Origin of the sequence: Nocardia brasiliensis ATCC 700358 (assembly GCF_000250675.2) — a bacterium.
GTDB lineage: Bacteria > Actinomycetota > Actinomycetes > Mycobacteriales > Mycobacteriaceae > Nocardia > Nocardia brasiliensis_B.
The window spans coordinates 8,727,247-8,748,919 of sequence record NC_018681.1; the positions used below are offsets into that span (position 1 = coordinate 8,727,247).

22 protein-coding genes are annotated in these 21,673 nt (G+C 68.9%); 8 read left to right on the forward strand and 14 right to left on the reverse strand.

The window, feature by feature from the left end:
* Positions 1-7: 7 nt before the first annotated feature.
* From O3I_RS39045 to O3I_RS39055, 3 genes are all read right to left on the reverse strand, one after another.
* Complete coding sequence (locus O3I_RS39045) at positions 8-697, reverse strand: response regulator transcription factor (protein WP_014988578.1); 690 nt, start codon at positions 695-697, stop codon at positions 8-10.
* A complete protein-coding gene (locus tag O3I_RS39050) occupies positions 694-1,929 on the reverse strand; it encodes a sensor histidine kinase (RefSeq protein ID WP_041563156.1) in 1,236 nt (411 codons plus the stop codon). The genes O3I_RS39045 and O3I_RS39050 overlap by 4 nt, the downstream gene beginning before the upstream one ends.
* A gap of 130 nt (positions 1,930-2,059) precedes the next feature.
* Entirely contained in the window at positions 2,060-2,461 is a 402-nt protein-coding gene (locus tag O3I_RS39055) for a winged helix-turn-helix transcriptional regulator (RefSeq protein ID WP_014988580.1), read from the reverse strand.
* Between the two features lie 91 nt (positions 2,462-2,552).
* Here O3I_RS39055 and O3I_RS39060 point away from each other — a divergent pair, with 91 nt between their 5' ends.
* Positions 2,553-3,212, forward strand: coding sequence for an NADPH-dependent F420 reductase (locus O3I_RS39060; RefSeq protein WP_014988581.1), 660 nt, complete (start codon positions 2,553-2,555; stop codon positions 3,210-3,212).
* 96 nt (positions 3,213-3,308) lie between these two features.
* On the opposite strand, the gene O3I_RS39065 is transcribed toward O3I_RS39060, so the two are convergent.
* The 7 genes from O3I_RS39065 to O3I_RS39095 form a co-directional block, all read right to left on the reverse strand.
* A complete protein-coding gene (locus O3I_RS39065) occupies positions 3,309-5,339 on the reverse strand; it encodes a CocE/NonD family hydrolase (RefSeq protein WP_014988582.1) in 2,031 nt (676 codons plus the stop codon).
* Between the two features lie 203 nt (positions 5,340-5,542).
* Positions 5,543-7,606: a CocE/NonD family hydrolase gene (locus O3I_RS39070; RefSeq protein WP_014988583.1), complete on the reverse strand. Its 2,064-nt coding sequence runs from the start codon at positions 7,604-7,606 to the stop codon at positions 5,543-5,545.
* 387 nt (positions 7,607-7,993) lie between these two features.
* Positions 7,994-8,731 carry a phosphoglyceromutase gene (locus O3I_RS39075; protein ID WP_014988584.1) on the reverse strand — a complete coding sequence of 246 codons (738 nt, stop codon included), beginning with the start codon at positions 8,729-8,731 and terminating at the stop codon, positions 7,994-7,996.
* 69 nt (positions 8,732-8,800) lie between these two features.
* Positions 8,801-9,706, reverse strand: coding sequence for an ROK family protein (locus O3I_RS39080; RefSeq protein WP_014988585.1), 906 nt, complete (start codon positions 9,704-9,706; stop codon positions 8,801-8,803).
* A gap of 193 nt (positions 9,707-9,899) precedes the next feature.
* On the reverse strand, positions 9,900-10,394 hold the full coding sequence (locus tag O3I_RS39085) for a YbjN domain-containing protein (RefSeq protein ID WP_041564897.1): 495 nt from the start codon (positions 10,392-10,394) through the stop codon (positions 9,900-9,902).
* 23 nt (positions 10,395-10,417) lie between these two features.
* Positions 10,418-11,824: a D-inositol-3-phosphate glycosyltransferase gene (mshA, locus tag O3I_RS39090; RefSeq protein WP_051066844.1), complete on the reverse strand. Its 1,407-nt coding sequence runs from the start codon at positions 11,822-11,824 to the stop codon at positions 10,418-10,420.
* A 159-nt stretch (positions 11,825-11,983) separates the two neighbouring features.
* Positions 11,984-12,805, reverse strand: coding sequence for an alpha/beta fold hydrolase (locus O3I_RS39095; RefSeq protein WP_041563157.1), 822 nt, complete (start codon positions 12,803-12,805; stop codon positions 11,984-11,986).
* A gap of 74 nt (positions 12,806-12,879) precedes the next feature.
* On the opposite strand from O3I_RS39095, the gene O3I_RS39100 reads away from it, so the two are divergent.
* On the forward strand, positions 12,880-13,614 hold the full coding sequence (locus O3I_RS39100; RefSeq protein WP_014988589.1) for an SDR family NAD(P)-dependent oxidoreductase: 735 nt from the start codon (positions 12,880-12,882) through the stop codon (positions 13,612-13,614).
* Positions 13,615-13,749: 135 nt separating this feature from the next.
* Entirely contained in the window at positions 13,750-14,205 is a 456-nt protein-coding gene (gene mscL / locus O3I_RS39105; RefSeq protein WP_014988590.1) for a large conductance mechanosensitive channel protein MscL, read from the forward strand.
* 10 nt (positions 14,206-14,215) lie between these two features.
* Here mscL and O3I_RS39110 read toward each other — a convergent pair whose 3' ends face one another.
* Together O3I_RS39110 and O3I_RS39115 are read right to left on the reverse strand one after the other, a co-directional pair.
* Complete coding sequence (locus O3I_RS39110; RefSeq protein ID WP_014988591.1) at positions 14,216-15,433, reverse strand: L,D-transpeptidase; 1,218 nt, start codon at positions 15,431-15,433, stop codon at positions 14,216-14,218.
* Between the two features lie 83 nt (positions 15,434-15,516).
* The gene (locus O3I_RS39115) at positions 15,517-16,596 is read right to left on the reverse strand and encodes a UDP-N-acetylmuramate dehydrogenase (protein WP_014988592.1); all 1,080 of its coding nucleotides are present in this window, start codon (positions 16,594-16,596) and stop codon (positions 15,517-15,519) included.
* 39 nt (positions 16,597-16,635) lie between these two features.
* Between O3I_RS39115 and O3I_RS39120 the strand changes: the two genes are divergently transcribed.
* From O3I_RS39120 to O3I_RS39130, 3 genes are all read left to right on the forward strand, one after another.
* Positions 16,636-17,121 carry a DUF2505 domain-containing protein gene (locus O3I_RS39120; RefSeq protein ID WP_014988593.1) on the forward strand — a complete coding sequence of 162 codons (486 nt, stop codon included), beginning with the start codon at positions 16,636-16,638 and terminating at the stop codon, positions 17,119-17,121.
* A 339-nt stretch (positions 17,122-17,460) separates the two neighbouring features.
* The gene (locus O3I_RS39125; RefSeq protein ID WP_014988594.1) at positions 17,461-17,982 is read left to right on the forward strand and encodes a DUF2505 domain-containing protein; all 522 of its coding nucleotides are present in this window, start codon (positions 17,461-17,463) and stop codon (positions 17,980-17,982) included.
* Positions 17,952-18,761 carry a hypothetical protein gene (locus O3I_RS39130; RefSeq protein WP_014988595.1) on the forward strand — a complete coding sequence of 270 codons (810 nt, stop codon included), beginning with the start codon at positions 17,952-17,954 and terminating at the stop codon, positions 18,759-18,761. Before O3I_RS39125 ends, O3I_RS39130 begins: the two co-directional genes overlap by 31 nt.
* 24 nt (positions 18,762-18,785) lie before the next feature.
* Here the strand turns inward: O3I_RS39130 and O3I_RS39135 are convergent, their stop codons facing one another.
* Positions 18,786-19,394, reverse strand: a complete 609-nt coding sequence (locus O3I_RS39135) for a hypothetical protein (RefSeq protein ID WP_041564902.1) — start codon at positions 19,392-19,394, stop codon at positions 18,786-18,788.
* 99 nt (positions 19,395-19,493) lie between these two features.
* Here O3I_RS39135 and O3I_RS39140 point away from each other — a divergent pair, with 99 nt between their 5' ends.
* Entirely contained in the window at positions 19,494-20,225 is a 732-nt protein-coding gene (locus tag O3I_RS39140) for a DUF2993 domain-containing protein (protein ID WP_014988597.1), read from the forward strand.
* 81 nt (positions 20,226-20,306) lie between these two features.
* Here the strand turns inward: O3I_RS39140 and deoC are convergent, their stop codons facing one another.
* A complete protein-coding gene (gene deoC / locus O3I_RS39145; protein WP_041563158.1) occupies positions 20,307-20,975 on the reverse strand; it encodes a deoxyribose-phosphate aldolase in 669 nt (222 codons plus the stop codon).
* Positions 20,976-21,132: 157 nt separating this feature from the next.
* Between deoC and O3I_RS39150 the strand changes: the two genes are divergently transcribed.
* On the forward strand, positions 21,133-21,666 hold the full coding sequence (locus O3I_RS39150; RefSeq protein WP_014988599.1) for a GNAT family N-acetyltransferase: 534 nt from the start codon (positions 21,133-21,135) through the stop codon (positions 21,664-21,666).
* Positions 21,667-21,673: the final 7 nt, after the last annotated feature.

Below are 21,673 nucleotides of genomic sequence, written 5' to 3' on the forward strand. Positions count from 1 at the left end.
TCTGGTGCTAGGCCTCGAGCTTGTAGCCCAGGCCACGCACGGTGACCAGGTGCTCCGGCTTCGCCGGGTCGGCCTCGATCTTCGACCGCAGCCGCTTGACGTGCACGTCGAGGGTTTTGGTGTCGCCGACGTAGTCGGCGCCCCAGACGCGGTCGATCAGCTGGCCGCGGGTCAGCACGCGGCCGGAATTGCGCAGCAGATATTCGAGCAGATCGAATTCCTTCAGCGGCAAGGTGACCGGCTTGCCGTTCACCAGCACGGTATGCCGGTCCACGTCCATCCGGACGGGGCCCGCCTCCAGCACGCCGCTCTCGTTGCCGCCGTCCAGTTCGTCGCCCGCGCCGCGGCGCAGCACGGCCCGGATGCGCGCGATGAGCTCACGCGCCGAGTACGGCTTGGTCACATAGTCGTCGGCGCCGAGTTCCAGCCCGACCACCTTGTCGATCTCGCTGTCGCGCGCCGTCACCATGATCACCGGCACGCCGCTGCGGGTGCGCAACTGCTTGCAGACATCCGTGCCGCTCATGCCGGGCAGCATGAGATCGAGCAGCACGATATCGGCGCCGGACCGATCGAACTCGGCGAGCGCGGACGGGCCGTCACCGACCACGGTGACCTCGAAGCCCTCCTTGCGCAGCAGGAACGCGAGCGGATCGGCCAGCGACTCCTCATCCTCGACGATCAACACACTCGTCATCTGCGTGCCTCCACACCATTGGGTCGGCCCGGCCCCGAGGGGCGCGGGCTTGTTTCTCTCGTGCTCACCGTCGGTCCGGCGGAATCCTCTTCTCCGTCGGTCTCGTGGTGGGCAGGTATTCGCAGCGTGAACGTCGAGCCCGTGCCCAGCTTGCTCCACAGGGTGATCTCACCGTTGTGGTTGGCTGCCACGTGCTTGACGATAGCCAGGCCGAGCCCGGTACCGCCGGTGGCGCGCGAGCGCGCCTTGTCCGACCGGAAGAAACGCTCGAACACGCGCTCCTGGTCTTCTTTGGCGATCCCGATGCCGCGATCGGTCACGGCCATCGCGACATGATCGCCTCGCAACGAGCGGCTGACCGACACGTGCGAACCGGCCGGTGAGTACGCTATCGCGTTCTCGACCAGATTGGACAGGGCTGTGACCAGCAACGTTTCGTCGCCGAGCACCTCGAGCCCGCTCGGCCGGTCGGTGCTGACGGTGATTCCCGCGGCCTCCGCGGCGGTCCGGGAGCGGTCCACCGCCTGCATAACGACGGTGTCCACGTCGACCACCTCGAGCTCGGGCAGCTTCTCCGCGCCCTGTAGCCGCGACAGCGCAATGAGTTCGGTCACCATTTTCCCGAGACGCCGTGACTCACCCAACACCCGCTGGCCGAAGTGCCGGACCGCCTCGGGGTCCTCCGCCGACTCGAGCATGGCCTCGGCCAGCAGGCTCATCGCGCCGACCGGGGTCTTCAACTCGTGGCTCACGTTGGCCACGAAGTCGCGCCGGGTCGCCTCCATCCGCGCCTGTTCGGAGTCGTCGTCGGCGAACAGCACGGTGAAATTGGTGTCCTCGCGCGAGAGCTGGCGCGCGACGCCGCGAACGGCGATCCGGCCGCGGCCCGGTACCGGATTCTTCGCGGTGAGATCGAATTCGGCGGACTCGCCGGTGGCGAGCACCTTCTCCACCGCGGTCCAGGCGCGCTCGTCGAGCAGCCGGTTGCGGACCAGGCCGAGTTCCTCGGCGCGCGGATTCACCAGCACCACGTCGCGGTACTCGTCGACGACGGCGATGCCGCTCTCGGAGGCGAGCACGATCAGGTCGAGCACCTGCGACATGGTCAACCCCGAGTCGGCCTGCCTGCGGGCGGCCTGCCGGGCGTTCATATAGGGAATCAGTAGCCCGCCGACTGCCAGCCCTACGACAGCCGCCAGGACTGCCAATAGCACCGCCTGCGGAACACTCACCTTTGAATCGTACGGTCGCGGAAGGTTCAACTATCGCTGGGTGCGCGATGTTTCGCGCAGGTCATAGCGCCTTCCGGCCCTGTTCTCCCCCTGTTTACGCGCCGTTCTCATCCGGCGCGCGCCCGGTGTGTCAGTCCACGTCCCCGCCTGCCATGGCCGCGTTCACCGCACGGCCGTGTTTGTCCACCCAGTCGCCGAGCGCGTAGATCGGCGTGAGGAGGTCGCGGCCCGCCGCGGTGAGCTCGTATTCCACCCGCGGCGGCGCTTCGGCGTAGCGGTGACGTGCGACGAGGGTCATCCGTTCCATCCGGCGCAGGGTCTGGGTGAGCATCTTCTGGCTGATCCCGCCGATGGCGGCGCGCAGGTCGCCGGGACGCATCGGGCCGTCACGCAACATGTAGACGACCACAGGTAGCCAGGAGTTACCGAAGACGTCGACACCCATCCGGGCCGGGCAGTCGGACTCGAAATCGCCGTAGGGCGTGAACTCCACCCGGTCGGCGGTGATCGGCTCGGCGGGCACGGCGGTCATGTCTTCAGCTTGCCACCGTCATTGCGCACCCGCGGGTGCCTTTCGGAGTTCCTACCGTCGGTGCCGAAGACATCGCTGACTAGGAGTTGAGATGCGAATCGGAATCATCGGAGCCGGGGCCATGGCGCGCGCGCTCGGCGGCGGCTGGGTCGGGGCGGGCCACGAGGTGCTGGTCGGCGCGCGCTCGGCCGCGGCCGCGCAGGAAGCGGCGGCGGCGATCGGGGCGCGGGCCGGAAGTGTCCGTGCCGCGGCCGAATTCGGCGAGGTAGTGCTGCTCGCGCTGCCGGTGGACGCGCTGGACGAGGTGCTACGCCCGCTCGCCGGACTGCTCGCCGGACGCACGCTCGTCGACTGCACGAACGCCTTCGCGCCGGACAACGCCGCGCCCGCCGGCGCGACGGGCTTCGTGCTCTCGGAAGCGGCTGTCGCCGAGCGCATTGCGGCGACCGCCCCGGACGCGCACGTGGTGAAGGCGTTCAACATGTGCGCAGCCGAGGTCTGGGCCGCCGACGCCCGCGTGTTCGACGAGCGCAGGCTGGCGGTGCCGCTGTGCGGCGACGATCCCAGGGCGCTGGCACAGGTGGCCGGCCTGGCCGAAGACTTGGCGCTGCAACCGATTCCGGCGGGCGGCCTGCACCGGGCGCGCTATCTGGAAGCCGTCGCGGTTTTCACCGTCGGCCTATGGTTCGCGGGACATGATGCGCGCGCGGCCTTCCCGCCGCTGACAGCCGCGTTCGCGGTCGTGGACTGACCGGGAAAAACCTGGCCTGAGCATGCACCATCCACTCATACCCCGCGAGTTCGAGCTTCGATGCGCGATAGGTGCACGCTCAGACCGGGTTACGGTTTACCAGCCCGGATTTCCGCGCACCGGGATATTCACGAAACTCGGCTGATTCGGATCGAGCAACAGGTGCTGCGGCCGCAGTTCGCTGTCCACGACGAGCGGCATCGGCGCCACACCGCGCGGGAAGTTGCCCGCGTAGACGTCGACGCGCAGCCGGTGCCCCGGTTGCAGCACCGCCTCGATGCCGGGCACCGAAATGTCCAGTGCCGTCGGCTCGCCCGGCACCAGCGGCTGTCTGGTGTCCAGCGACAGGTCGGGCACCGGGTCGGTGTAATCGCCGTTGGCCGAACGGGTGCTGCGCGCGTCGTCGATGGCGCGCAGCGAGGACACCAGCTGGCCCGAGGACAGCACCGTCGAATAACCGTCGGGGCCCACATCGTTCACCGTGACGTTCCAGTAGCCGTCGGTGGCGTCGTGCACCGTGTTGAGCCGGACCGCGATCGGGCCGGAGATGCTGGTCGGCTCCGCGACCGGGGCGCTGGTGAAGGTCAGCGCGTTGAGTTCCTGGATCCGCGCGTCCTTGCTGCAGCCGTCGATGATCGAGGTGACGCCCGCGCTCTCCTGCGCCATGTCACGCGAGCACAGACCGGTCAAACCCGGTGCGACGGTGAGCCGATCGACACCCGGGCTCGGCTGGGTGTAGAGCGAACCGTCGTGCACGCCGGCACCGGCCCCGCTCGCCGCGGCGGAAAGATACATCCGCCGATGCTCGGCGCCGGGCTGCGGGAAGGCGGGCGCGGTGATCCACCCGCCACCCTGCTGCTTCAGTGTCACCGGGCCGAATTCGTCGATCCCGTTGTCGATTCCCTTGAGCCACTTGTCGAACCACGCGCGCTGCAGCACGTCCATCCGCGGCGGCAGGCCGGGTTTGCCGGACTCGTTGCCGTTGCTGATGTGGTAGCCGTCGCCGACGAGCAGTTGCTTCTGGCCCGGCGGCAGCTCGAGCCGCCGGTACACGTCGGCCTGTGAGTTGACGAACACGTCGTGCCAGCCGCCGGTCACGAAGGTGGGCACGGTGATTCGGCTCGGGTCGTTCTCCCAGGCCTGCCGGAACGAGCTGTCCGAGTGCAGCAGGGTCTGCACCTTGGGATCGAGCTGGTCGATCTCCGGCGTGATCAAGATGTTCACCAGCGCATCGATGAAGGTGAACGGATCCGCGAGCCGGTCCATCAACCACTTGTTGTCGAACTGTCCGCGCAGCGCCGCCGCCAGGTCGGGCACCAGCTTGCCGCCGTTCACCGCGAGCAGCCAGGCGGGCATGAAGGTGATGCCGATACCGCCGCCGGGTGCGACCAAGTCGCGGAACGGGTTCCGGCTCGGCACCACCGGGAAGAGCGCCTTCAGCGCGGGCGGGTTCTTGGCGCCCGCTTGTAGTTGGTTGAGTCCGGAGTAGGAGACGCCGTTCATGCCGATGTCACCGGTCGACCACGGCTGGCGCGACGCCCAGTCGATCACCTCGACGCTGTCCTGCTGCTCGCGTTCGCGCAGCAGATCCCAGATGCCCTGGGAGAAGCCGGTTCCCCGGACATCGACCACGACCTGGGTGTAGCCGCTCTTGATCAGCTGCCGGTCCACCGAGAAGTTGCGCAGCAGACCGCCGCCGAGCGCCTTGGTCAGGTCGGTGACGCCGGAAAACGGTGTGCCGGAGAGGTCGACGTCGCGCGCCACCTGCATCACCGCGTCCGACAGCCACGGGATCGAGATCATGCTGTCGGCGATCATCGAGCCGAGCTTGGTGTAGGGCGTCAGGTTGACGATGGTCGGCGTCGGTGCCGAGATCGGTTGTCCGGCAGCGTCGGCTGGGTGGTAGACGTTCCCCTTGAGCACCGTGCCGTCGCTCATGGTGATCGGGACGTCCCATTCGATGAACACATTCGGGTACTGCTGCGGGCCGTCCTCGGTCGCGGCCCAGGCCGCACCGGTCGCTCCACCGTCCGGGCCGGCCGGGCTCGCGGTGGCCGAGGGCGAAAGGAAGGGGGCCAAGGCCACCGCCGCGACGGTCACCGCCGCGGTTCGGAGCGCATACCTCATTGAATCCACTCTCTTAGGGGAACGAATGCTCTCTAACTAGGGGAGGGAAGCAGGTACCGACCGGTCTGCGGAGCGAAATCACGAAACTTCGTGCATGGTCACAAAGGCGCGCCCGGCGGACTGACACGTTGTCGACCGACGAAAGAGCGCCCCCGCTCGAAATTTTCGAAGCGAAGGCGCTCTTTTCGGATCTTCGGTCGCGATTACCAGCGCGGGTTGCCGCGCACCGGAACGTTCACGAAGCTCGGCCGATTCGGATCGAGCTGCACGTGCTGCGGCTTGAAGCCGGTGTCGAGCAGCATCGGCAGGATCGGCAGACCCTTCGGGAAGTTGCCCGCGAAGACGTCGATCCGCAGCCGGTGGCCGGGTTGCAGAATCGCTTCGGTGGCCGGCAACGCGATATCCAGGGTGGTCGCCTCGCCGGGCACCGTCGGCTGCCGCCGGTCCAGCGAGGTGAACGCCCGCGGATCGGTGTAGTCGCCGTTGGCGGAGCGGCTGCTGTTGGCCTCGTCGACCTCGCGCAGCGAGGCCATGAGCTGACCCGAGGACAACACGGTGGACTGCCCGTCCGGGGCGACATCGTTGATCGTGGTCACCCAGTAGCCGTCGGCGGCGTCCTGAACGGTGTTGAGCCGCACCGCGATCCGGCCGGAGATGGCAGTCGGCTCGGCGACCGGGGCACTGGTGAAGGTGAGCCCGTTCGTCTCCGCGACCCGCGAGTCCTTCGCACAGCCATCGATGATCGACAGGATGCCCGCACTACCCTGCGCCGCGTCGTTCGAGCACAGGGTGCTCAGGCCCGGCCCGACGGTGAGCCGGGCGGTGTCACCGTTCGCCTCCGCCGTCAGTGAGCCGTCGTAGGCACTGCTCGCGGTGCCACTGGGGTTGGCGGACAGGTACATCCGCCGATACGCAGGCTCCTGCGCGCTCGGGTTCGCCGCCTCGGTCGGCGCGGCAAAGGTGTCGGTGGTGATCCAGCCGCCGCCCTGCTGGCGCAGCGTGATCGGGCCGTACTGATCGATGCCGTTGTCGATGTCCTTGAGCCACTTGTCGAACCACGCGCGCTGCAGCACGTCCAGTCGCGGCGGCAGACCCGGCTTGGCGTACTCGTTGCCGGAATTGACGTGATACGTGTTGCCCATCAGCAGCTGCTTCTGACCCGCGGGCAGCGGAATCTCGTTGTAGATCTTCGATTCCGAATAGGTGAACAGGTCGTGCCAGCCACCGGTGACGAAGGTCGGGATGTCGACCCGGCTCGGATCGCCCAGCCAGCCCTCGCGCGGCCGGGAACCGGAGGTCAGCAGCTCCTTGGCGCGCGGATCGAGGTCATCGATCTTCGCCGTGGTGTAGACGTTGAGCAGCACGTCCATGAACGTCAACGGATCTTGCACCCGATCGGCCAGCCACCGGGTGTCGAACTGCCCGTTGAGCACCGACGCCAGGTCGGGCACCAGCTTGAGCCCGTTGATGGCGATGAGCCACAGCGGGATGAAGTTGAAGCCGAAGCCGCCGCCCGGCGCGAGCACGTCGTTCACCAGGTCGCTGCCCGGCACCACCGGGAAGATCGCCTGCAGCGCCGCCGGATGCTTCTCGGCGGCCTGCACCTGATTGATGCCGGAGTAGGAGATGCCGTTCATGCCGATGCGGCCGTTGGACCAGGGCTGGCGCGCGGCCCAGTCGATCACCTCGACGGTGTCCTGCTGTTCGCGCTGCCGGAGCATGTCCCAGGTGCCCTGCGAGAAGCCGGTGCCGCGCACGTCGACGACCACCTGCGAGTAGCCGCTGCGGATCAGCTGCCGGTCGACGGTGAAGTTGCGCAGCTCGCCGCCGGCGAAACCCTTTGTCAGATCGGTGATCCCGGACAGCGGGGTGCCGGTGAGATCGATCGAGCGGAGCAGACCGAACAGCGCGTCGGACAGGCCGGGGATGGCCTGTGCGTGGTCGGCCAGGTTCGACACCAGCTTGGTGTACGGCGTGAGGTTCACGACCGTGGGCGTCGGGGTGTCGATGGGCCGGCCCGCGGCGTCGGCGGGGCGATAGACGTTGCCCTTCAACACCGTTCCGTCACTCATCGTGATGGGGACATCCCACTGGATGTTGATGTTCGGGTACTGCTGCGGACCATCCTGGGCCGCGGCCCAGGCCGCGCCCGCGGCTCCGCCGTCGGGACCCGTCGGTGTCGGCGCGGCGGCGGCGCCGCTGCTGAGGAAGGGGACGAGCATCGCCGCGGCAACTGCCGCGACTGTGACCCGCAACGCGTGCTTCATCGGACGTGATCCACCTCTCGGACTGGTCGAACGCCCAAAGTGTACATACCTACTTGTCGGTAATGACAAGGGGTAACAGGTAACCAATTCCGAATTATGGTTCACATATAGCTACCCGTGGGCGCGAGTCGCGCCCAAGTCCCTGCTCAGTGCCACCTAGCACGAACCACACGAGCCAGAACGGTCACTCACCACCCAGTGGTTTTACCTCGCCAGTCCCCACTGGCAGCCAACGGATAGATGTGTCGCAAGACACTTTCAGCCGACACGGACTGTCGCACATCCCGCGGCATTCCGGCAAGCCCGTAGCGACCTGTCACCGCCGTGAAACAGCAACGCGCTGCGCCCGATTCGGACGCAGCGCGTGGCAAGTGCGAGAGCTGCCGGCTATTTCCCGCCCTGGTTCGCGACGGCGGCGGCACCGGCGGCGGCCGCCTCGGGGTCGAGGTAGACGCCGGGACCGGTGGGGCGCAGGCTCTCGTCGAGTTCATAGCGCAGCGGAATGCCGGTGGGAATGTTCACACCCGCGATATCCGCGTCCGAGATCTGATCGAGGTGCTTGACCAGCGCGCGCAGCGAGTTGCCGTGCGCGGCGACCAGGACGGTCTTGCCCGCGCGCACATCCTGCGAAATGGTCGACTCCCAGTACGGGATCATCCGCTTCACCACGTCGAGCAGGCACTCGGTCTTGGGCACCTCGATACCCGCGTAGCGCGCGTCGCCGTCCTGGCTGTACTCGTCGTCCGCGTCGATCGGCGGCGGCGGGGTGTCGTAGCTGCGCCGCCACAGCATGAACTGCTCGTCGCCGTACTTGTCCCGGACCTGCGCCTTGTTCTTGCCCTGCAGCGCGCCGTAGTGGCGCTCGTTGAGCCGCCAGTCGCGCACCACCGGAATCCAGTGCCGATCGGCGGCGTCCAGCGCGATGTTCGCGGTGTTGATCGCGCGGCGCAGCAGCGAGGTGTAGACGATATCGGGCAGGATGCCGTGCTCGGCGAGCAGTTCTCCCGCGCGTTTGCCCTCGGCGATGCCCTTGTCCGTCAGATGCACGTCCACCCAGCCGGTGAACAGGTTCAGGGCATTCCATTCGCTCTCGCCGTGGCGCAGCAGCACGAGGGTGTACGTCATGGGGCCCATCCTCCCATGGGTCGGCGAGCCGGTCGCAGCGTTCCCCCGCTGGTCCGAGCCCGGCCCGGGTCAGCCCGCGGCGTCGGCGGTGGCGTGGCCCGCCGCGAGCACGCCCGCGCCGACCAGCGTGGCGCCGTTGGTCACTTCGGAGAGCACGACACTGATCTCCCGGGTGAAATCGAGGCGCGCGTGCTTGCGCAGCGCCGCGCGCAACGGATCCCACAGCGGCGCACCGGATTGCGCGAAACCGCCGCCGATCACCACCCGGTCGACGTCGAGCAGCGCGCACGCCGAGGCGATCGCCTGACCGAGCGCGGTGCCCGCGCGGTGCAGCGCCGCGAGCGCGATCCGCTCGCCCCGGCGCGCGTCCTCGGCCAGTTGCACGCCGGTACTACCGGGCCAGCCCTGTTCGACCGCCCAGCGCACCGACGACATTCCGCTGGCGACCGCTTCCACGCAGCCGATACCGCCGCACCGGCAGGGCACGTCCCAGCCGGGGACCACGATATGACCGATGTGACCGGCGTTGCCGGTGCGGCCGAGCAGTACCCGTCCGTCCGCGATGATCCCGCCGCCGATCCCCGAGGACACGGTGAGCGCCAACCCGTTCGGCACCCCGCGCAGCGCGCCGACGTGATGCTCGGCCAGCGCGAGGCAGGCGCCGTCGATGGCGAAGTGGATCGTGGCGCCGGGGAACACCTCCTGCACCGAAGCGACGATCGGGAAGCCCGCTTTCCATTCCGGGATGTTCAGCGGGCTGGTGACGCCGGTGCGCGTGTCCACCGGCCCGGCCGAGCCGATCCCGACGGCGGTGATCGTCGTCTCCCCCGCCACCTCGAGCAGCAGCGCGCGGCACGCCTCCCACACCGCCTCGGCCGGCACCTGGACCTGCCGCACCCCGCCCACCGTCCGGTCGGCCTGCGCGATACCCGCCGCGAACTTCGTCGCGCCGATATCGAGAGCGAGAACTGTCATCGGGCTGCCACCTTCATGATCGGAACCACAAGCGATTGTCACCCGCGCTCGGCACGGTCGCACCGCATCCGCGCCAATTCGGCCTGTGGACCGGAATCGGCCGATCGTGCCGGCTTCGGCCCGAACAGCTCTGCGGGCACGTCGCGCACCGGAAAAGCATTGTGCGGCTGCGGATATCGCGCAGCGACGGCACTCAGGGCTTGTCGGCGGCGTCCACCAGATGCTCGAAAGCGCGCAGGTTCTTCAGGGATTCCCCGCGCGAGACGCGCCACTTCCATTCCTTGCGGATGGATTCGGCGAAACCGAGTTCGAGCAGCACGTTGAAATCGGCGTCGACCGCCTCGAGGGTCTGGCCGAAGATCCGGTCCAGTTCGTCGGCGGTGACCGCGTGCGTGGCGATCCGGCCGACCAGGTAGATGTCGCCGACCCGGTCCAGGGTGTAGGCCACGCCGTAGAGCCTGCGGTTGCGCCGCAGCAGGAACTTGTAGACGCCCTCGAAGTTCTCGTCCGGCTTGCGGCAGACGAACGACTCGATGCGCACGCCGTGCTTGCCGACGGTGAGCATGACCGTGGTCTTCAGTTTGCGCTCGCCGGGCAGGACCACGACGAAGGTCTCCGCGCCGGAGCGGCTGTATTCGATGTCCCGATCGCGCAGGGTCTCCTCGATCACCTGCGCGGTGGCCTGCACCTCGGTCGCTCGCTCACCTGCACTCACTGACGTGCTCCCATCCGGCGCCGCCACAGCGCCCGCGATCTGGCCTGACCGGAGTCGAGGCTAATGCGTTCACCGGATACCCGTTCCCGGGTGTCGTCACGCACGAGACGTCCCGCGCCCAGCGCGGCCCGTTCCGCGCGGAAATCGTGCAGCGCGGCGGAGTAGCTGGTCAGCAGGCCCGCGGCGGTGTGCTCCCAGGAGAAGTTGGCGGCGTGTTCGACCGCGTGAGCGCTCATCCGGCGCAGCCGCGCGGGATCGTCGAGCAGGTAGCCGAGCGCGCCCGCCCAGTCCGGGGTGCGGTGGCCGGGCACGAGCAGCCCGGACTCGCCGTGGCGGACGGCGGTGCCGAGCCCGCCGACATCGGCGGCCAGCACCGGCGTACCGCTGGCCTGCGCCTCGATCGCGACCAGGCCGAAGGATTCGTTGTAGCTGGGCACCGCGACCAGATCCGCGGCCCGATAGACCAGCACCAGCCGGTCCGGCGGCTGCGGCGGCAGGAAGGTGACGCGATCGGCGATGCCGAGGGCCGCGGCGAGTTCGATCAGCGAGTCGGGTCGCTCCAGGCCGCTGCCCGAGGGCCCGCCGACGATGAGCACCCGCAGGTTGCGTGCGCGCCCGGCGCGCAACACCTCGGCGGCGGCGCGGACCAGCACGTCGGGCGCCTTCAACGGTTGGATGCGCCCGACGAACGCGACGATCTGCTCGTCGGCGGCCAGGCCGAGCGCGGCCCGGGCGGCCGCCTTGTCGCCGGGCCGATAGCGGGACAGGTCCGCGCCCGGCGGCACGACGTCGATGCGTTCGGGTTCGGCGCTGTACAGCTCGACCAGCTGACGCGCCTCGTCGTCGGTGTTGGCGACCAGCCGATCCGCCTCGGCGATCACCTGCTTCTCGCCGATCTCCCGGGTCAGCGGCTCCGGACAGTCACCCTCCGCGAGAGCTGCGTTCTTCACCGCCGCGAGGGTGTGCGCGGTGTGCACCAGCGGCACCCGCCAGCGGTCCCTGGCCAGCCAGCCGACCTGGCCGGACAGCCAGTAGTGCGAGTGCACGAGGTCGTAGTAGCCGGGCTGGTGCCTGGCCTCCTGCCGCAGCACCTCCGCGGTGAACGGGCACAGCTGGGTGGGCAGATCGCGTTTGTCGAGGCCCTCGAACGGGCCCGCCACCACGTTGCGCACCAGCACACCGGGGCCGGCCTCTTGCACGGGTGGGAGATTGGAGCTGGTGGCCCGGGTGAAGATCTCCACCTCGGTGCCGCGCCGGGCCAGCTGCAACGCGGTCTGCAGTACGTAGACGTTCATGCCGCCCGCGTCGCCGGTACCGGGTTGCGCCAGCGGCGAGGTATGCACCGACAAGACGGCGACACGGTTCGGCCGTAGGTCCAGGCGGCGTTGGCTCACACTACCCATAGTGCACGTTGCATTCCCCCGCTCAGAGCCCTCAGCCCGCCAAGTGAGAGCTATCACAAGCTTCCGGTGAACCGGCTCACAGTGCCGCGCCGCGCCTACCTGCGACGACTCCGGACGGTCCGGACAAACCGGATTCCCACTGGGGAAACAGCGCCGAACTCAGAGCCCGTCGGCAAACGCACTCACCTCGGCCACGAAGCGCGCCCGGTCCTCGATGAACAAGCCGTGCTGGGCACCCTCCCAGTACGAGGTGCGCGCGTCGGGCACCGTGTCGGCGATGTAGCGGCCGTTCTCGATCGGCACCACCGGGTCCGCGGTGCCGTGCAGGACCAGCACCGGAATATCAAGTGCCCGTAGGGTTTCGGTGTTGTCGACGGTGCGATAGAACAGCGCTTTGCGCACCGCGGGCACGGTGGCCAGGCTCGCGCCGAACAACCGCTGGGCATCGGCGCCCTTGTCCGCGCCCGGGCCGGTGTTGGCATTGCCGAACGCGCCGAACGCCTTCACCGCGCGCCCCGCGCTCTCCTCGAAGACGCCGGGCATCGCGGCCTGCATCGCGGTGCCGACCGCGGCGCCCGGCACGCCGCGACCGAGATTGGCCGTCGAACCCGTGTAGATCACGCCCGCGAGCGCGCCGGTGCCGTACGCGGTGAGGTAGTCGCTGAGCACGATGCCGCCGTAGGACCAGCCGAGCAGGACCGCGCCGGTATCGATGCGCTCGGCCGCCAGCACGGCCGCGATATCGGCGGCCCAGTTCTTCGGATCGTCATAGCCGGCCGCCGGTGCGTCGGAGTAGCCGTGCCCGCGCAGGTCGACGGCGATCACCCGGTAGTGCGTCGCGAGTTCGTCCGCGGCCCGGCCCCAGCAGAGCAGGTTGGCCGACCAGCCGTGCAGGAGCAGCAACGACCGCGCGCCCGCCGGGCCGCTGACCCGATAGACGATGTTCGTGCCGTCCGCGCTCACCACGTCCCGTAATGCCATGCGGCTCAGGCTAACGGTGATCCCCACTACTACCCCAGCGCCGGTCTTCGGCCCGGCCCCTAGGATCTGATCCCATGAGCAACCGCACCGCCGTCGTCACCGGAGCCAGCTCGGGGATCGGTGAGGCCACCGCCCGGGAACTGGCGAAACAGGGCTACCACGTGGTGGTCGGCGCCCGCAGGCTGGACCGCCTGCAGCGCGTCGCCGACGAGATCGGCGGCACCGCACTGGAACTCGACGTCACCTCGGACGAGTCGGTGCGGGCCTTCACCGACGCGATCGAGCGGGCCGACGTGCTGGTCAACAACGCCGGCGGCGCCAAGGGCATGGCCACGGTCGCCGACGCCGATCTCGACGACTGGCGCTGGATGTGGGAGACCAACGTGCTCGGCACCCTGCGCCTGACCAAGGCGCTGCTGCCCAAGCTGATCGCCTCGGGCGACGGTCTCATCGTCACCATCACCTCGGTCGCCGCGTTCGTCGCCTACGACAACGGCTCGGGCTACACCTCGGCCAAGCACGCACAGGCGGTACTGCATCGCACGCTGCGCGGCGAGCTGCTCGGCCAGCCGGTGCGGCTCACCGAAATCGCGCCCGGCGCAGTGGAAACCGAGTTCTCCCTGGTGCGCTTCGACGGCGACGCGGACCGCGCGGCCAAGGTCTACCAGGGCATCGACCCGCTGGTCGCACAGGACATCGCCGAGATCGTCGGCTTCGTCGCCTCGCGTCCGTCGCATGTGAACCTCGACCAGATCATCGTCAAACCGCGTGATCAGGCCGACGCCGGACGCTTCGCCCGGCGCGACTGAATGCGATAGCCGATTCGAATAACTCACGGCGCGTTCGGCGTTCGCTGGGGAATTGCCCGGCCGACGCCGGTCGGGCGCTGCCGTTAGCATCGGGACTTCGACTGCCAGCTCACTCAGATCGGAGTTGTTCGCCTCATGCTCAAGGGGTTCAAAGAGTTCCTGATGCGCGGGAACGTCATCGACCTTGCCGTCGCCGTGGTGATGGGCACCGCGTTCACCACGGTGGTCACCTCGGTGACCAAGGGCGTCATCAACCCCCTGCTCGCCGTTTTCGGCAGCACGAATGAGCTGGGACTAGGCGTCCAGTTGATCTCCAGCAAACCTGCGACGTTCATTCAGATCGGCCCGATCATCACGGCCTTCATCAACTTCGTCGTCGTCGCCGCGGTGCTCTACTTCGTGCTGATGGTGCCGATGAAGACGATCAAGAACCGGTTCGGCACCAGCAAAGCCGCCGAGCCCACCGAGACCGAGCTGCTCATCGAGATCCGCGACCTGCTCGCCGAACGCCACGACGAGGTCCGCAAACAGCGCGCGGCCGATCGCGCCGTCGAAGCCGAGGTCGACGGCGAGACCGCGGGGCGGCGCTGACCGCGTTCGGTCAGCGCGGCGGGCCGGGCGCGACCGGGGTAGCCGAAACGACCGAGGTCGAGCCGTCCAGGGCGGACATGGTTTTCCAGGTTGCCCAGTCGATGGTCCAGTCGTAGAGGTCGCCGTCGGCGGCGGAGAGCGGGATCGAGGTGCCGGTGACCTCGACCGGGTCGCCGTAGAGCGCCGTCGGGAAGTAGGCCTGCGCGTCGGCGGGCGAGAGGTTGATGCAGCCGTTGGTGACGTTCGAAGACCCTTGCGCGGACAGCGATTCCGGGTTGGCGTGGATGAATTCGCCGTTGTTGGAGATGCGCACCGCCCAGCGTTCGCGCACGTTGGTGTAGAACGGCGGATTCGACATCATGAAGTCTTCGTACTTCTCGGTGACCACGTGCAGGCCCGAGCGGGTCACGTTGCGCGGCTCGTTGCCCTCGCCGTAGCTGACCGCGAAATCGAACACGGTCTTGCCGTCGCGGACCACCTGCATGCGGTGGCTCGGCGCGTTGGCCTTCACGATCTGGCTGCGGCCGATCCGGAAATCCGTGGTCAGGTCGGTGTAGCCGTAATTGCCGCCGCCGAGGTCGAGCCCGTACAGCTTCGCCGAAACCTGCACCGTGGTGCCCGGCGTCCAGTAGTCCTTCGGCCGCCAGTGCACGCGCGAGCCGTTGTCGTCGGGGAACCAGGCCCACGCGCCCTCGGTGGGCGGATCGGTGGTGATGCTCAGCGCCTTCTCCACCGCGGCCTTGTTCTGCACCGGCGCCTTGAACTGCAGGATGATCGGCGCGGCGATGCCGACCTCCTGGTTGTCGGCGATATTGATGGTCGCCGGGACGGTGTTCTTCGGCGCGAGCGTGCTGAACTTGCCGTCGATCGGGATCGGCTTGCGGTCGGTGCCGATCGCGGTGCCCGACCAGGTGTAGGTCGCGTCGTAGCCGAGCGCCTCGGTGATCTTGTAGCTGCGCTTGTCCGGCGAGAATTCGCCCGCGACCTGTTTGCCGCTCGCATTCGTGAGCGCGACCTGATCGATCGTCCCGTCGGTGATGGTGACCGAGACCGGCGCGGTCGGGTTGACGCTCTTGGCGTCGTTCTCCGGCGCCAGGGCGACCTTGGCGACCGGGCCGGGGTCGCGCGCCGCGTTCTTGCTGCCGCCGTTGTCGCCGGTGCATCCGGCCACCAGGGCGACCACGACGAACAGCACGGCCGACACGGCGGCGACCGGTCTGCGGATCACTGGACGGTTGTTCACTTCTTCGAATTTACGCGGGCCGATTCGGTCGACTGTCCAGCGAAGCGTGTGGTGTCCGTTTCATCGCATCACAGCGCGACGCCTACCGTGACCGGCTCCGGCTCCAGGCGGATGCCGAACCGTTCGGCCACGCCGTCGCGCACGGTCCGGGCCAGCGCCACCAGATCCGTAGCGGTCGCCGCGCCCCGATTCGTCAGCGCGAGTGTGTGTTTCGTGGACAGCCGGGCCGGTGCGCCGGAGCCCGGGAAACCCTTCGCGAACCCGGCCCGTTCGATGAGCCAGCCCGCGGAGAACTTGACGCCGTCGGGCGCCGGATAAGTCGGCACCGTGACCTCACCCACATGCGCCGCGATCGCGGCGCGCACCGCGGGCACCCGGTCGGCGGCGACCACCGGATTGGTGAAGAAGGAACCGGCACTCCAGGTGTCGTGATCCGCCGGATCGAGCACCATGCCCTTGCCCGCCCGCAGGCCCAGCACCGCGTCGCGAACCTCGGCCGCCGGGCGGGACTCGCCGTCGGCTGCGCCCAGCCGGGTCGCCAGCTCGCCGAAACGCAGCGGCGCGCTCATACCCTTCGGGTCGAGCGCGAAATCGACCGCGAGCACCACGGCGTCGTCACGGTGCTTGAGCACGCTGGTGCGGTAGCCGAAGCCGAGTTCGCCGGGCTCGGCCCAGCGGATCGCGCCGCTCGCCCGATCCAGCAGCTGGACCCGGCGCAGCAGCTGCGCCACCTCGGCCCCGTAGGCGCCGACATTCTGCACCGGGGTCGCGCCCGCCGAACCCGGGATGCCGGACAGACATTCGAGCCCGCCGAGGCCCGCCGCGACCGTCGCCGCCACCACCGCGTCCCAGTTCGCGCCCGCCTCGGCGACCACGCCGTCCGCGCCCAGCTCGACGCCGTCGGTGGCGACCCGCACCACCACGCCGTCGAAGCCCGCGTCGCTGATCAGCAGGTTGGAGCCGCCCGCGAGCAGCAGCACCGGAACGCCCGCCGAGTCGAGCGCTTGCACCGTCGCGACCAGCGAGTCGGTGCTGTGGCATTCGGCGACCGTGGCGGGCCCGCCCACTCGGAGCGTGGTCAGCTCTGCCAACGGCACCGCGGCGCGGATCCGAGCGCCCGTGGCAGCCAGCACATCCGACGGCACCACACGTGAAGTTCGCACAGGCAGACGGTAGCGTGTCCGACCATGGCTACACCGCTGGCGTACACGGCCCGCTACTCGCACCCCGCTGCCGCCGTGCGCGCGGCCTTCGCGAACGACCAGTACTGGAAAGACCGCGTCGCCGAGGTCGGCGGGCCGAACGCCCGGCTCGACTCGGTGACCGTCGACGGCGACCAGATCCGCATCCACCTGGTGCAGGCCATCGCCGCCGAACTGCTGCCCGCCGCGATCACCGCGGTGCGCCCCGGCGACCTGATCATCCCCCGCGTCGAGACCTGGACCGGCGACAACGCCACCTTCCAGGCCACCGTCGAGGGCGCGCCCGCCGAGGTGCGCGGCACCATCACCCTCGTCGATGACGGCGCGGGCTCCACCGCCGCCGCCAACGGCACCATCGAGGTCAAGATCCCGCTGTTCGGCGGCAAGATCGAGAACGCGATCGCCGAACACCTCACCGAGGTCCTGAAGAACGAAGAAGAGTTCACCAACACCTGGCTCGCCTCGCACTGATCGACACGGTTCGCAACGGCCGCAAGATCATTGGCGCTGGACCGCGCCCAACAAGAGCGTGGAGTCGACGGCGCGACCTCGACTCCCCAACGCTCCCACCACGGAGCGAGTCTTACGAGCGACCGCCCCTCACCGCCGAACAGCACTCCACGAAGCGAGTCCTACGAGCGACCGCCCCTTCACCGCCAGACAGCACCCCACGGAGCGAGTCTTACGAGCGACCGCCCCCTCACCGCCGGACAGAACCACCACGGAGCGAGTCTTACGAGCGACCGTTCGCGGCCGCGAACGCCGCGGCGCCGCAGGCGCCGCAAATCCAACACAGTAATCTGTCGCCTCATGGCCCGTCGACTGGATTACTCCGCTCGCTACCCGCTGCACACGACCAAAGAGCTGTATGCGGCGCTGTCGAACCGCGACTATTGGGACGCGCGGATGGCGGAGATGCTGAAGTACTCGCCGGGTAACGAGGTCGCCTCGCTCGAGGCCGGTGACAGCGGGATCGATATCGTGCTGCACCACATTCTGCCGCGCGAGATGCTGCCGGAGATCGCGCAGGCCGTGATGCGCAAGGACATGGTGATCACCCGCAAGGAGAGCTGGGGTCCGTTCGGCGACGAGGAGATCGTCGGCAAGTTCTCGGCCAGCATTCCGGCGGGGCCGGGCAGCCTGGGCGGCACCATCCGGTTGTTCCCTACCGACACCGGCTGCACCATGCGCTTCTCCTCGGAGGCGAAGGTGTTCATTCCGATGGTCGGTCCGCGCCTGGAGCAGTTGATGCTGGTGAACCTGGTGGACCTGTTCCGCGCCGAGGCCGAATTCACGGTGCAGTGGCTCGACGAAAATCACCCGACCAGCTGAGCAAACCGCTCGGCACCATCACCCGCGGCACCACCGGGGTGAATCGGCTGCGCCGCAGCGACCGCTGGCTGGTGCACGACGACCTGGTCACCGCCCGGCTGCTGGCCGCCCCCGATCCGCTGGTGGTCGATCTCGGCTACGGGGCGAGCCCGTGGACCACGCTGGAGCTGGCGACACGGTTGCGTACGGTGCGCCCCGATGTCCGGGTGGTCGGGCTGGAGATCGATCCGGAGCGGGTGGTGCCCGGCCGGGACGGCGTCACCTTCGCCCGCGGCGGGTTCGAATTGGCCGGGCTGCGACCGGTTCTGGTGCGGGCGTTCAATGTGCTGCGGCAGTACCCGGAGGCGGCGGTGCCCGAGGCGTGGGCGACCATCCGGTCCGGTCTGGCGCCGGACGGCCTGCTCGTCGACGGCACCTGTGACGAGCTGGGCCGCCGGTGCGCCTGGGTGCTGCTGGACCGCTCCGGGCCGCGTTCGCTCACCTTGGCGTGGGATCCGTTCACCGTCGAGCAGCCGTCCGATATCGCCGAACGTCTGCCGAAAGCGTTGATCCACCGCAATATTCCGGGCGAGCCGATCCACGCCCTGCTCACCGCGGCCGACCGCGCGTGGGCGCACGCCGCGCCCCTGGCACCGTACGGTCCGCGGGTGCGCTGGCGCGCCGCCGCCGAATCGCTACGCCGAGAAGGGTTTCCGGTGCGGGTGTATCGACGCCGCCTGCGCGATTGCGTACTCTCCGTCCCGTGGGAAACGGTCACACCGAACCCCGGAATCGCCTGACCGACAGCGGGTCACCGCGATCCGCTACGCGCCGGACAGCGCGCGGCGTACCCTTTCCACCGCTCGGGGCGTCAACTGCGCACTGGCCGAACGTATTTCGTCACCGGTGCAGCGGCTGATGGCGACGGCGTCGCCGATCACCTCGTCCAGGGCGGTCTGGCCGATATCGCTTTCGGCGAGGTCGAGCACCGTGCGCAGCGGCGTGGTGACCAGGAAGGGCCCCGCGGACTCGATCTCCGCGCCGATCAGCGAGCGGCGCAGCACCACCAGCCGCGGCGTCACCGGCGGGCGGCCCGCCCCCACCGACAGATGCAGGAACCGGGGCCGCAGCCGGCCGATGCCGTGCAGGTCGGCCGCGCTGTGGTGGGAGACCGCGGCGGCCCCGTCGAACCAGGCCGCCCACATGGCGTATTCGTCGAGCGGGCCGGTCGGCCATTCGGCCAGCCGCAGCATGCCGACCCCGGCCCTGGTCACGGTGCCCGCCCCGAGACCGGCGCGGACCTGCGCCTCGCATCCGGTGCGCAACACCTGCCTGGTGGTGAAGAAACCGGCATGCCGGCCGGCCAATCTGCGCAGCACACGCCAGCCGTGTTCCGCGGATCCGAGAGCGCGGCCCACCGCATCGCCAGCCATGTGCATCAGGCTACGCCCGATTCTTGTGTCAGATGTCACAATCGAAGCCCTCAAAGACCCCTCAGAGACGGCACAGAAATGTGCGGAAGAATCGGCCGCATGAATACCAAGTCTCCGTCCAGCTCGACGATCAACCGGCGGACCCTGCTGATCGCCCTGACCGTGGTGGCGATCCTGCTGGCCACGGTGCTGGTCGGCGGCGAAGCGTACGCCCGGCACACCGTGTCCCGCTGCATCAGTACACAATTCGAGAAGGAGATGGGGTCGAAGATCGATGTCGGCTTCGGCATCAAACCGATGCTGATCACCTGGATCGACGGCAAGGTGCCCACTGTGACAGTGGACAGTGACGACACCAAGTTCGGTCCCGCGGTCGGCATGGTGGTGCACGCCGAATTCCACGATGTCGAGGTCGTGGACAACGGGCGCGGCGGCGGCGCCATCGGCAGTTCGTCGGCCGAGGTCACCTGGAGCAACGACGGCATCCGGCAGACGCTGGGCAACCTGGTCAGCGGCGTCCGGTCGACGCCGAGTTCGGACATGCTGTCGCTGGACGTGCTCGGCGGGCTGGCCCAGCTGCAGGTGAAGCCGGTGATCAAGAACGGCGTCATCGAGGTGGAGACGATGTCGGCCCAGCTGCTCGGCATGGGCCTGCCGACGGACCTGGTGCAGGGCATCGTCGAGGTGTTCACCCAGAGCCTGCAGAGCTACCCGTACAACATGCAGCCGACCGAGGTGAAGGTCACCGACAACGGCATCGCGGTCAAGCTCACCGGCACCCGCGCCGAACTGCCGGCCGCGACCGGTGACAGCAACGCCACCTGCACATAACCGGACGAAAGCGGCCGAGCGCCAACGACTCCTACCCGCTGCGGGCTGAAATCGCCTGGCACTCGGCCGCCCGCGGCCTGCTCAGGCCGAAAAGCCTTCCAGCACTTCGCGCGATTTCGACAATCCGAGTCGCGTCGCGCCCGCCGCGATCAGCGCCGCCGCGGCCTCGGCGGTGCGGATACCGCCGCTCGCCTTGACGCCGAGCCGCCCGCCCACGGTCGCCGCCATCAGTTCGACGGCGTGCACACTGGCGCCGCCCGCGGGATGAAAGCCGGTGGAGGTCTTCACGAAATCCGCACCGGCGCGTTCGGCGGCGCGGCACACCTCGACGATCGCGGCGTCCGGCAGCACGGCCGCCTCGATGATCACCTTCAGCACCGCCCGGTCGCCGATCGCCTCGCGCACCGTGACGATATCGGCGAGCACCGCGTTGTATTCGCCCGCCAGCGCGGCGCCGACGTCGATCACCATGTCCACCTCGGCTGCGCCCTGATCCACGGCCAGTCGCGCCTCCGCGCCCTTGACCAGCGAATGGTGTTTGCCCGAAGGGAATCCCGCGACGGTGGCCAGCACCAGCCCCGGTGCCCGTACCGGCAGCATCGAGGGTGACACGCAGATCGCCAGCACCCCCAGTGCGCGGGCTTCGTCGATCAGCGCGGTGACGTCGGCGGGGGTCGCCCCCGGCGCCAGCAGCGTGTGATCGATCATGGCGGCCACTTCGGCCCTGGTCGGTGACGCGGAACTAGCCATGGCCCGAGAGTCTGGCACACCGGTGGCGAATTCCGTTGCGCGCCTGGCGACACTTCCCGCACACTCGTACTGGTGCCGGATCGACGGTAGTGACGCGGCGGCCGACTGGTTAACGTGTGCGGATGGGGCTCTACTTGGTTCGGGAGGAGACAACACCGTGCTGATCCGTCGCGAACGCGCCGACGACATCGCGGCGATTGCGGCCGTCCATCGCAGTGCGTTCGGACCGCAGGCCGCGGACCCGGCTGCACCGCCGGACGCCGAACCGCCCGAGGTCGACCTGGTCGCCCGGCTGCGCAGCGATGCGGGCTGGATACCCACCCTCTCGATGGTCGCGGTGGAGTACGACACCGTGGTCGGGCACGTCTGCCTGACCAGGGCCGCGGTCGGCCCGTTCCCGGCGCTGGCCCTGGGCCCGATCGGCGTACTCGCCGAGCATCAGGGCAGCGGCGTGGGCGGGGCGCTGATGCACGCCGTCCTCGGCGCCGCCGACGCGCTCGACGAACCACTGGTCTGTCTGCTCGGCCACCTGGACTACTACCCGCGCTTCGGCTTCGTGCCCGCCGCCCGGCTCGGCATCACCCCCGACGACCCGTCCTGGGTCTCGCACTTCCAGGTCCGCCCGCTCAGTGCCTACGACTCGCAGATCACCGGCGAATTCCGCTACCCGGAACCCTTCTACGAGCTCTGACCCGCCC